Raw genomic sequence first — 11,717 nt, forward strand, 5'->3', positions numbered from 1 at the left:
ACAAATTAAACAAAATGCTAAAACTCACCGAAACCACCCAAACCTCAGAATCCCCCGACGACACCCTCACCCTCCCCTTCGAGGCTAGGCAAAAATCCCGGCAACCAGCCACTACTCAAGGCGGCATTAAAGTCGGCGTGTTTCTGCCCCGTGGACAAACCCTGAAACACGGCGCGGTGCTGACCAACGGCCAAGGCTTCAAGGTGCGGGTCAACGCCGCGCCGGAGCCGTTGTCGGTGGTGAAATGCGCCGATCCTCTGCTGTTCGCCCGCGCCTGTTACCACTTGGGCAACCGCCATGTGGCCTTGCAGATTCTGCCCGGCGAATTGCGGTTTTTGACCGACCACGTGCTGGACCAAATGCTGATTGGCTTGGGTTTGACCGTCGAACACGAAACCTTGCCGTTCGAACCGGAAGCTGGCGCTTATCACAGCCATGGTCACTAATTTAAGCCTGTTGCGGCTACTGCAACTGGTCAGCCCCAGCTTGCCGATCGGCATGTACAGCTACTCGCAGGGGCTGGAAACGGCGGTGCACGACGGCTGGGTAACCAATGCCGAACAAACCGGCGATTGGCTACGCGGTTTGTTGCATAACGGTTTGGGCAAGGTCGATGCGCCGCTGTTGGCACGGCTGCACGACGCCTGGCAAGCTGACAACCTGGATGCCGTCGAACGCTGGAGCCAAACCCTGATCGCTTGCCGCGAAACCGCCGAATTGCGTGCCGAAGACAAACAAACCGGCCAGGCGCTGGCCCGATTGTTGGTCAATCTGGACATGCCGGAAGCGCAAGTCTGGCAAAAGCGGCCCGATGCGACCTTGGCGACCTTGTTTGCATTGGCGGCGACTCGCTGGCAAATCGACAAAGCCGACGCGATTGCTGGCTATTTGTGGGGCTGGCTGGAAAATCAGGTGTTGGGCGCGATCAAGCTGGTGCCGCTGGGGCAAGTGGCCGGGCAGCGGTTGTTGCATGATCTAGCCGGCGAATTGCCGGGATTGGTCGAGCAAGCATTAATTATGAGTGACGATGACATCGGCGGCAGTTGCTTCGGCTTGGCCTTGGCCAGCAGCCGGCACGAAATGCAGTATTCCCGGCTGTTTCGGTCTTGAGCTTACGCGTGGGCACTTATTGTGCCCACCCTACGCTCTGTCGCAAACGCAAATGTAGGTTGGGTTGAGCAAAGCGAAGCCCAACAAAATTAAACCGTTGGGCTTCATTGCATTCAGCCCAACCTACCTTTTGCGACAGTCTCCAAAGGGAGAGGATTTGTTCAGCGTTTTGAGATACAAACCAAACCTCGATGCTGCGCGGCGAAATCGGGGTTTGGCAAACTTAACTCCCGGATTGCCTCCGGGCTACAGGAGACAACATGAACGACAAACAAGTATTAAGAATCGGCGTCGGCGGCCCGGTGGGTTCCGGCAAGACGGCGTTGGTGGACGCCTTGTGTAAGAAGATGCGCGACGATTATCAGATCGGCGTCGTCACCAACGACATTTACACCCGCGAAGATCAGCAGTTTTTGATCCGCAGCCAGGCGCTGCCGGAAGAACGCATCCTGGGTGTGGAAACCGGTGGCTGCCCGCATACCGCGATTCGCGAGGATGCATCGATGAACCTGGCGGCGGTGGACGAACTTTGCGAGCGCTGGCCGGAGCTGGATTTTGTGCTGGTGGAAAGCGGCGGCGACAACCTCAGCGCCACTTTCAGCCCGGAACTGGCCGATCTGACCATTTACGTGATCGACGTCTCGGCCGGTGACAAGATTCCGCGCAAGGGCGGCCCCGGTATTACCAAATCGGATTTGCTGGTCATCAATAAAATCGACTTGGCACCTTACGTCGGTGCGTCTTTGGAGGTGATGGACCGCGACGCGAAAAAGATGCGCGGCGAGCGGCCGTTTGTGTTCAGCAACATCAAAACCGGCCACGGCTTGGAGCAGATTGTCGACTTCATCGTCCGCCAGGGCATGCTGGAAGCGGCCTAATCGTATTAAGGCCGCCAAATTCCGGTCAGGCTCTATTCCCCTTCTTTGGGACCTAGGGGGCTGGGGAGATTGTTCGAACGCACTCCAACTCCCTCTGCCCTGGCGGTGCTTTGTCGAGTTGGCTAAAGCTCGGCTTTGCCCGGCTCACGCCCGACCGGCCCCAAATACCCGCCGGCTTTTCGGCCACCGGCCGCGGCAAGCGCGCGCCGAAACTTGCTCAAACTCGGGCGTTCGGAATCTGCAAGGCCGGCCAATCGAAAGCCGGGCCGATGTCCCATTTATCCTGCCGAAAATTGACGTGGCTGGCGATGCCGCTGTAGTTCTGGAAAAAATCCGGATCGCGTTCGAATTGTTTCGTCGCCGGCGGCAGCGTTCGCGGAATATCGAAGCGGGCGCATAAGTCCTCTAACAACCGCCGGATCGATTCGGTTTGTACGACCGGAAAGCTGGCAAAGTAATGTTCGCCGCGGTAGCTGTGTTTCCGGTATTTTTCGGTCTGGCTCAGTTCGCAATACTTGGTGCCGAACGGCGCAGTTTCGCCGCGTTTCGGCGGCCACCAATTCAAAATATCCGGATTGTCCGCCGCCGGCCGCAACGGGCCGACGTTGGCGATTTCGATGGCAATCGAGCGTTTGTCGTGGCGGCCGCCGCTGCCCTGGACGCCAAGATGGTAAGCCCATTGCGCCGGATCGAACACCTCGTACACGGTGCCGTCCACATCCACCAGATAGGCCGCACCGATGCGGCCGGCGTCGCCGTTCCAGGTATCGAACGCCGATTTGGCGCTGGAGCCGGCGGTAAAGTGCAGCACGATCAAATCCTTGTGCGGCCGCTCGCTGTAATACTGCCCGGCCGGCAAACGGAAGCGGCTGCGGTTGATCGCCGGCGCCGATGCTGCGGCCGCGGCCGGCGCCGAGACCGCCATGGTATCGGTGGTGCTGCGGCCGGCCGGATCGGTGTCCAGCAGGGCCTTGGGATCGGGCCGTTCGCTGGCGCCGGCCCAGAAAAAATGTCCGTCCAAATCGCGGTACCAATAGCGGTTGCCGGAGACCGTTTCGCCGACCACAAAACCGCCGATTTCGACCCGGCTCCCGGCCGGCAGCACTTTGACCAGGGCGCCGTTCAAGGCCGGCGCTTGCCGCAGTTTGACGTTCGCCGGCAAGCCGATCTGCTTGCCGGCCAGGCTGGCGGACTCCGCTTCCGGCACCGCCGCCGCCAGCAACTCGGCCACATTCAATGCCGCCCCCGGACAGTCGGCCGACGCCCGGATCGCGCTGTGCGGCAACACGTGTTCGGCATCGAGCGCGATGCGCCAGCGGTCGGCAATCTCACGCAACAAACGGGCGCAGACCGCGCGTTGTTCGGCGCTAAACCCTCGGCCGGCCGCCGCTTCCAAAACGATGCCTATCGTGTAGTAATTCGGGTTGCCGTTCGGCCGCTGTTTGACCAAGGCCGCGCTGGGATTGACTACGAATCCGGCGTGAAATGCCGTGTCTTTTTCGTCGACGTACTGCCGCACCCGGCCGTCGCCGGCGATTGCATAATGGGTGGAGACGAAGCTGCCGCCGTTCCGGTAGCCGAGTTCGGCTTGGGCCAAATCGTCGACGCTGTGCAACACGATCGCGTCCGGCCGGAAACCGCCCGGCCGGCCCGGGCGAAAGTTGTCCGCGGCGCAGCCTATCCAATCGATCTGCATCTGCCCTCCTCAGCCCAGCGCTTTCAAATCGCCGCGCTCGCCTTGCAGCGGATTGGCGGCTACCGGCGCTTCCGTCGCGGCGGTGGCCTGGGAACCCTGGCGGATGGCTTTCTGTTCGTCGTCTTTGCGCGCCAGTCCGGAACGCAATTGCAGCAGCTTGCTCAATGCGTTGTACCAGAACGGCCCGCCCAGGCTCAGCAGAAATATCGACAGCACCACGCCGGGCAGGCTGGCGTTTTGTTGCCAATTGTCCTGCCAAGCTTGCCAATCCTTGGGCCAGGTAATCAGGCCGCGGTCGGCCAACACGTTCAGGTAATATTTTTCGGTTTCGAGCCCTACCGCGGACTTGCCGGATTCGCTAGCTGCATCGCCGCTCTGGCCGGGTTTGGCCGAACTTTTGCCGTCGCCGCCAACCTTGGCTTTGACGGCCTCGTCCTGGGCAAAGGTCGGCGCCAATTGCACGAAAGCGCTGCGCATCTGCTCGTCCATAGCCAAGCGGTTGATGATGGCCAATGCATCCAATTGCAGGCCAATGGCGATCAATGCCGCGCTGAGCACGCTGGCCGTGCGCGCCGTCGCGGTAAATCGCAGCTTGACTCGGTCCAGCAGATTGTCGAAATTCAGATAAATCACGGCCAGAAAATCGCTGGCGGCCTCCTGCAGCAAGGCGTTGGCTTCGCGCACGTCCTGGGCCAGTTCCGGATTGGATTTTTCGAATTGCAACGCCAGCATCCGCACGTTCTTCAACGTTGCGGCCGGCGTTTCGATCCCGCTGTCGCGCAAGGTCTGACCCAGTTTCTCCGCCAGATCGATCTGTTGGCCGACGATGCCTTTCAGTTTTTGGTAAAGCCGTTTCTGTTTGTTGACGCCGGTTTCGGTCTTGACCTTATGGATCAGCCGGCCCGCTTCCAGGCTCTTCAAAAACGCCGGATGTTCGCGCAATGTGCTCTCCAGCGCCGCCAAACCGACGTTGACGGTAATCGCCCCGTTCGCCAATTCGGCGTTGACCCGGTCGAATTCGGCTTTAATGCCGGCATCGTAAGCCGCAGCCAATTCCAGCAGGCTTTTGACGAACTCTTCGCGGTGGATCACTTCGCCGTAAGACAGGAAACGCAGCCGCGGCGGCAGCCAACTGCGGAAGCGGCCGCCGATGGTTTGCTGGCTCAGCACTTTATCGGCGATGGCTTCGGCATCGGCCCGCGCCAAACGCGGGTCCAGCAATTCCAGCAGATCGGCCAGACCGTGGTGCAAATTGCGGCCGCGGCTGGCCAACAGATTGAGGATGGCCTGGCTGATCAGCGTCACGGCCATGCTGGCGATCAACATCACCACCGACAATCCCAGCAATATATCCAAGGACTTCAACATCAGTTCGTCTCCCCTACCACGCTAAAACGGTTCGCCGCGGCCGGCACCGGAGCATTTTCCCGGCGCCGGCGCGACGCATAAACGGTTAAGCTTAGACCATTAGGCCCAATCGCCAAACTTGAGGAGAGTTCCGAACCGGTCGCTTGCGGATCGGCTATAGCCCAATGCCGTTAAGTTAAGCCTCCCCCTTTGGAAAAGGGGGATTGAGGGGGATTTTTTTGAAGAATCTCCCCCAACCCCTTTTATACCCTTGGGTGCTTTTTCAAAGAGGGGAGCGGAAGTTGAAATGCTTAACTTAATGGCATTGGGGCATACCCTACAGCTCAGGTAATAGCACAGGATCAAAGCCGCTCGGCGTCCGGCGCTAGCCGCTCCATCAAATAGCACAGGCAATCCTGCCGAATCACCCGCTCGTCCAAAGTCAGCATCGACGGCATCGTCGGCCGCTGCAGCGTTAACTGCCCGTCCCGAATCGCGAAAAAGCGCTCGGTGACCGGCAGGCCGGCATTATCCTTAACGACCACCGGCAAGCGCGCCGCCGCCGTGCAGCCGAATACGGTACCGGCGGCGATTTCGGTGAAGTTCAACCGCTCCAGCCCGCTGTCCAGCAGCAAATCGGCACCGGCTTCCGTAAAGCTGAAACTGGCGTCCTCGGCGATACAAACCTGGGCCACCGTATGGAAGATATCGACATCCTGCCGGGCAAGCGGATGCGCCGGAAACTCGCGCAGATGCAGGCAACTGTCCAGAAACTCGAACGCGTGCTCGGTGCCGTAAGGTTGGCCGGGCCGGCCGCATTCCAAGGTCACGGCCGGGCAAAACTCGGCAAAGGCGCCGGATTGAATCCCCTTGGGTTGGGTAAAGTACACCAGCAAGCGGCCGAACAAGGCGCCCAGATGCAGAAACTCGGGCTCCAGCTTGTTGATGCAGGCGTAATGCGGATTGCGGCCGGTATTGTTATGCACGTCGACGCTGGCGAACACGCCGCGCCGGCGCATAACCTGGCAAATCTGCGCGGCCCATGCGGTCTCCGCCGACGCCGGCAGCCCGGTACCGGGCCAAATCCGGTTGAAATCGGGCTGGCCGTCCAGCCGGCGCAAATTATGGCGGGCGGCTTGGGTATTGCCGAAAAACAGCGTCAGCCCGCGCGGCAAGCTTTGCTCGCGGTATTTTTGCAATAGCTGTTGCACGGCCAGAAAACCGGTCGACTCGTTGCCATGCAGCAGCACCGACACGAACAGCGTCTCCGGCCGCTTGCCGGGCAGATGAAACAAGGCCGGTTCCGGCACCAGGGTATGTAAGGCTTCGACCGGGATGTCCAGCAAACCCGGCGGCAGGTTGTCGAATTGTTTCAGGGAAGACGAGGTCGATGGCATTGCAGTATTTTCGGTGGTTCGTTCAGTGGCTCAACATGCCCGAATATTCGGCCGAGAGCAACCAAAACGCGTTGTTCGGCGGCGGAGGTTCAGATGCCCCAGCTCGACACCGGCTCGCCGCCGAGCTGGCGCTGCAAATACTGCCGCGTCATTTCGCCGAATTGGCCGGGATGGGCTTCGATGAAGCGGCGCTGCCACTGGCTGCCGGTCTGGCGGCTGGCAACGCGGCGGCGGACGATGCCGAGGTAGTCCAGCGCATCGCGGTTGCGGATACCGAGGGCGTCCAGACCCAGGCCGGCGCGCGGCAGCAATTCCTGTTCGATCAGATTGGCCAGCCGCTGCTTGCGGTTGCCGAACCAGACCACATGGCAATCCAGCCCGTGCCGGGCCGCCTGGTAGAAATTGTCCTTGGCTTGGGCAAAAGGCAATAACGCCCCGCCCTCCGCCCGCTCGTCGGCCAGATTTTTCACCAGCCCGTAGAAAAACGCGGCGTTAGCGAGCATATCGATCAGCGTCGGCCCGGCCGCCGGCGTGCGGTGTTCGATGCGGATATGCGGTGTACCGTCGGCGTCGAACCCGACCAGCGGCCGGTTCCAGCGCCAAATCGTGCCGTTGTGCAGCCGCAGATAACGGAAGGCTTCGGCCGCGTCGTCGAACGGTTCCGGCAACAGCACCGGAAAATGTTGCAGATTCTCGATAAAGCATTCCTGAATCGAATGCCGGGCATAATCCGAACCGAAGCTGACCCGATGCAACGGCCCGTCCGCCGCACCGCTATACCCGCCGGCAGCGATGGCCTGCTCGAACATCGGAATCCGGCTCTCGGCCCATAAATCCTTGCCGAACAAATACGGCGCATTGGCGGCCACCGCCACCATCGCCGCCGAAGCGATGATAGAGGCGTTGTAAATATGGTGGGCCTGGCTCAGCGGACATTGGATATGCAATTGAAACGATGTGGTGGCCGCTTCTAGCATCACGTCGCGGTGCTCCAGCTTCAGATGCTCGTGGCCGCAGATATCCAGACAAATCGGCCGGCTGCGGTTTTGCAAAATCTGCTGGTTCAAGGCCCGGTAGCGGTTCATGTCCGACATATTGCCCAGGTGCAAATCGCCCTGCTCCAGCGTCGGCAGGGTACCGATCGCCAACAGATTCAAATCCATTTGCCGGGCATGCCGAACCGCATCGTGCCAGGTCTGTTGCAATTGTTTGTGCAACGTGGCGAACGCCGCGCCGGTCAGGGGTTGCGGCGGCGTGTTCAGTTCGATATTGAATTTCGCCAGCTCCGGGCCGGCCAGCGGCTGGCCGAAAGATTGCAGAAATGCCTGGTTAGCCGGCGCCGGCCGCATTTGCGCGTCCAGCAGCCAGGCTTCGATTTCGAAGCCGGCCACCGGCTCGGCTTCGGAACAGGCTTTAGCGGCGACCAATCTGCCCAGCAACTCGGTTTCCGCCTGCAAACGCTGGCAAAACCGCTGAAAATCGGCTTCTTGATACGCTGCGGCGCGGATTTCTTGGCCCATAGCTACGTCCGGCGGTGTGGCGGGAGTGCAGATAGTAAGTGCCCCTGCTCGCCCCGGTCAATCTCGAACCTAGCCAACGGCTGCCCGCCACCGGACCGTGCCGCCGAAAACGCGCCGGCAATCGCCGACCGGCATCGGCAACGACCGCTCGTCCCTGCAACGCGGGTCAATTCCGGTAAGCCAACATTGCCAAGCTCCCCTATTTGAAAAAGAGGGGCTGGGGGAGATTTTATAAGCAGCCCCGCGGGTGCGGGGAATGCCTCAAGGTAGACGAGTATGCTAACCAGACCGGTTAAGCCTTGCGGCCGCGCGTTTTAACGGCGGCGCGCAAGGCCCGGTTTGCGGCCGTTACGCGGCGAGCTTACGTTTGGCGGACAGGCGCAACGTGGCCAACATGCCAGTGCCGAACAACCAGACCGCAGCCGGGACCGGTACCGGGGCCGCGTAGTTGCCCAAGTCGGCGGCCGATATTTTATAGGCATGCAGCACGCCGGGCAGCAGTTTGTAATCGGCGCTCAGCGTCGCGCCGGCGCCGTTTGCGGTCCAGACGCAGGCTTCGGTTTGGCCCAGCGGGCATTGGATCGAGCTGGCGTAAGGGTCGGCGTCGCTGAAACGGAAATAGACGTCGAATTGGGTACCGCCGGCATTCTGGGTGACGCTGTAATCGTTATCGGTGCCGGCTAACAGCAAATAACTGCCGTCGGCCAGTTTCGGGCCGATGGCCAGACCTTCCCATTTTTCCGGCGACTTATTGCCCAGTTCGGCCAGCGTATTGGCATCCAGGTCCAGGAATTGGGCGGATTTGGCCACCTTGGTATAGGCGGCGCCGGCCGCATCCAGATCGATACCCGACACGTCGGTGGCGCCGGTCAGATCGATTTTATAGACTTCCTTGTCGGCGGTCGCCAGCTCGGCGCCGACGCCGACGCCGCGGTTGTTGCGTTCCAACACCAAAAATTCGTGGTCGTTCAACGCCACCAGTGCCGACACGCCCTGGCCCTGGCCGGAGCGTTTCATCTGGTAGGCGTATTGCGCCACTGCCTCGCCGGTGGCGGTATCGAATTTGACGATGCGGTTGACCGAACCGTTGCCGCCGCCTTCGTCCAACATCGCGCTTTGTAAAATCGCAAACGCATATTTGCCGTCCGGGCTGATGGCCAAGCCTTCGAAACCGCGGTTAGTGCGCTTGCCGGCGTCGTTGCCGCTATCGGCGGCGTAATTGGCGACGCCGCTGGCGGCATTGCGCGGAATCAGATTGGCCGGCGTGGTGTAGGTTTTGACCACGGCGCCGCTGTTACGGTCGATTTCGTACAAAGACGGGCCGTATTCGTCGGACACCAGCAAATTGCCGTTTTTGGGATTGACGACGATGCCTTCCGGATCGAAAGCGTTGCCCAACGCGCTGGTCGGATTGGGCGCCAGGCCATTCAAAGCGGAACCGTTTTTGGTGAATTTCAACGTCTGTGCAATCTGGAAATTCGAGATCGCGCCGGATACCGGATTGATGCCCAAGGTAAAACGCTGCACCCGGGTTTCATAGTTCAAGCTGCCGCCGCCCGGACCGCGGTCGGACAGGCCCCACCACTCGTTGCGGTTGGTGTCGTAATAAATATCGGAAAAGAAACCGACGCGGCCGTCGTTGACGCTGCTGCCGAACTGGTCGGGGGTGGCGCCGGGAATTGCCAAGCCGTTGACGAAGGTCGGTGCGGCGGAAACGGTGTCGGCCAGCAGCAAACCGGCCATCAGCAAAGTGGGTGTAAAACGCATAACAACATCCTGATTGGTTGAAAATCTTGTGATCGGATTCTCAACTTTATCCGGCGTTTGTGACATTCGCGTGACACGGCGCGGCCATACGGCACACGCCTGTTCTGGAAAAAGCTTTCGGCGGGCAGGCGCTCGACGCCGCCTGCAAAACAAGCAGCCGCCGCTACCGTGGCCGGCTACGGATGAACCGAAGCAAACAGTTACCGTTCATCCCGCAGGATCGAATCGGCGCTTGCCTACCTTTTGAATTGGCCGACTAACTGGTTCAACTGCCCGGCCAGCTTCACCAATTCGCCGATCGCGGCGTTGGTTTGTTCGGCATCGCGCGAGGTGCGTTCGGTCAGTTGGCCGATATTGCCGACGCTTTGGCCGACGTGCTGCGCCATCCGGCTCTGGGTGTCGGCCGCTTCCGACATTTTCGAGTTCAAACGGCGGATTTGGGTAACCCGTTCGGCGATGGTACTCAAGCCCTGGTCGGCGCTTTGCACCTGTTCGCGGCGTTGCTCGGCGCTGATTTTGGCCTTGCTCATCACCTCCACCGCATCTTTGGCCTCGTGCTGCAGTTGCTCGATGATGCTATGGATTTCTTCGGTCGCTTGGTGGGAACGGGTGGCCAAGGTGCGCACCTCATCGGCGACCACGGCAAAGCCCCTGCCCTGTTCGCCGGCGCGGGCGGCTTCGATTGCCGCGTTCAAGGCCAGCAGATTGGTCTGCTCGGCCAAGCCTTTAATCACGTCCAGCACCGCGCCGACGCCTTTGCTGCGTTGGTCCAGGCGTTTGATCACCTCGCTGGCCCGTTCGATTTCGTTGACCAATTCGTAAATGCCGTCGATTGCGTTTTTGGTGGTTGCCGCACCTTGGGCCGCATGCTGGTCGGCTTCCACCGAAGCGTCCGCGGCGCCGTTGGCGCCGCTGCGCACGTCCCGCACCGAGGATTCCAGCTCGTGAATCGCCCGAATCACCGATTCGGTCTCGTTACGTTGCTGGCTGGCGGCCTGCGCGGTTTGGCGGGCGACGTCGGAAATGCGGCCGCTGGCCGCGGCTAGCTGTTGGCTGACGGCCGAGACCTGCTCCAAACTGTCGGCGAAGTTGGCCAGCATCGAATTGAACGATTCGCTGACTTGGCCGATTTCGTCGCCGGATGCGACAACCAGGCGCTTGCGCAAATCGGACTGGCCGGCGATGGCGTTGACCGCGTCGCGCATCGCCACCAACGGATTGACCACGACTTTGCGCATCAACACGTTGACCAGCAGCAAGCCGGCGGCGAACATCGCCAGCGATATCAACGAAGCCGTGACCAGATGGCTATTGATTTGCGCATCCAGATTGGCCAACGAATACGACACCCGCACCGCCCCGACCACGGTACCTTCCGGCACCGCATGGCAGGTCAGGCAGTTGGTACCGCGAAAATCGGCGCTGGCCTTGATCGGTTCCACTACCGTGATCAAGCGGCCGGCGTTGTTTTCGCCGTAGTGGGTGATGCGTTCGCCGGCCAGCGCGCGCTGGTCCAGATCGTCGAGCGGCCGCTGATCCGCCTTACCCGGACCGTAGGCGTCGCCAATCGCTTTGCCGCGCACCAGACGCACCTCGGTGATATCGGCATGGGCGCGGGCTTTGTCGCGCAGCACATCGCTTTGGCCCATGGCTCCGGTCAGCATTAAGGTATTCAGGCCGTCGAAATAACTGTTGGCAGTATCTTGCGCCTTGCCGGTCGCCAGGCTGGCGACCATGTCTTTCTGCCGGTCGGCCATAAACAGCGTGCTGACGAACATCAGCAGCAAAAACACGCTGGCGATGCTGAGCAGAATTTTGGATTGGATCGTGGAATGGTTAGTCATGGAATATCGGCGGCTGTGCTGAATTTGAAGGAACATCCGATTTCGTTATCGGCCTCGGCCGGGAAAACTGAATGTGCACCCCGCGCCGAAGGCCTGTCATCTTACGCTGACAAGCATAGCCCAAGCCGGCGCCAAAAGCGTGTCCGCCACACATCTTT

General features: G+C 60.6%; 9 protein-coding genes. 3 read left to right on the forward strand and 6 right to left on the reverse strand.

The window, feature by feature from the left end:
- Window positions 1-14: 14 nt before the first annotated feature.
- The 3 genes from ureE (at window position 15) to ureG (ending at window position 1,988) form a co-directional block, all read left to right on the forward strand.
- Complete coding sequence (gene ureE / locus MKFW12EY_RS15450; protein ID WP_221053317.1) at window positions 15-446, forward strand: urease accessory protein UreE; 432 nt, start codon at window positions 15-17, stop codon at window positions 444-446.
- Window positions 436-1,110 carry an urease accessory protein UreF gene (locus MKFW12EY_RS15455; protein WP_054761880.1) on the forward strand — a complete coding sequence of 225 codons (675 nt, stop codon included), beginning with the start codon at window positions 436-438 and terminating at the stop codon, window positions 1,108-1,110. The genes ureE and MKFW12EY_RS15455 overlap by 11 nt, the downstream gene beginning before the upstream one ends.
- Window positions 1,111-1,370: 260 nt before the next feature.
- Window positions 1,371-1,988, forward strand: coding sequence for an urease accessory protein UreG (gene ureG / locus MKFW12EY_RS15460; RefSeq protein WP_054761856.1), 618 nt, complete (start codon window positions 1,371-1,373; stop codon window positions 1,986-1,988).
- Between the two features lie 217 nt (window positions 1,989-2,205).
- Here the strand turns inward: ureG and MKFW12EY_RS15465 are convergent, their stop codons facing one another.
- The 6 genes from MKFW12EY_RS15465 to MKFW12EY_RS15490 all read right to left on the reverse strand — a co-directional run bounded on the left by MKFW12EY_RS15465 (window position 2,206) and on the right by MKFW12EY_RS15490 (window position 11,559).
- The gene (locus tag MKFW12EY_RS15465; RefSeq protein WP_221053318.1) at window positions 2,206-3,684 is read right to left on the reverse strand and encodes an N-acetylmuramoyl-L-alanine amidase; all 1,479 of its coding nucleotides are present in this window, start codon (window positions 3,682-3,684) and stop codon (window positions 2,206-2,208) included.
- Window positions 3,685-3,693: 9 nt separating this feature from the next.
- Window positions 3,694-5,052, reverse strand: a complete 1,359-nt coding sequence (locus MKFW12EY_RS15470) for a hypothetical protein (RefSeq protein ID WP_221053319.1) — start codon at window positions 5,050-5,052, stop codon at window positions 3,694-3,696.
- 341 nt (window positions 5,053-5,393) lie between these two features.
- The gene (locus MKFW12EY_RS15475; RefSeq protein ID WP_221053320.1) at window positions 5,394-6,428 is read right to left on the reverse strand and encodes a M14 family metallopeptidase; all 1,035 of its coding nucleotides are present in this window, start codon (window positions 6,426-6,428) and stop codon (window positions 5,394-5,396) included.
- Between the two features lie 89 nt (window positions 6,429-6,517).
- Window positions 6,518-7,948 (reverse strand): glutamate-cysteine ligase family protein, encoded by a 1,431-nt coding sequence (locus tag MKFW12EY_RS15480; protein ID WP_221053321.1) that lies wholly within the window; start codon window positions 7,946-7,948, stop codon window positions 6,518-6,520.
- Between the two features lie 348 nt (window positions 7,949-8,296).
- On the reverse strand, window positions 8,297-9,715 hold the full coding sequence (locus MKFW12EY_RS15485) for an esterase-like activity of phytase family protein (protein WP_221053322.1): 1,419 nt from the start codon (window positions 9,713-9,715) through the stop codon (window positions 8,297-8,299).
- A 236-nt stretch (window positions 9,716-9,951) separates the two neighbouring features.
- Window positions 9,952-11,559, reverse strand: coding sequence for a methyl-accepting chemotaxis protein (locus tag MKFW12EY_RS15490; RefSeq protein ID WP_054763340.1), 1,608 nt, complete (start codon window positions 11,557-11,559; stop codon window positions 9,952-9,954).
- Window positions 11,560-11,717 lie beyond the last annotated feature (158 nt).

The organism is Methylomonas koyamae, assembly GCF_019669905.1.
GTDB lineage: Bacteria > Pseudomonadota > Gammaproteobacteria > Methylococcales > Methylomonadaceae > Methylomonas > Methylomonas koyamae.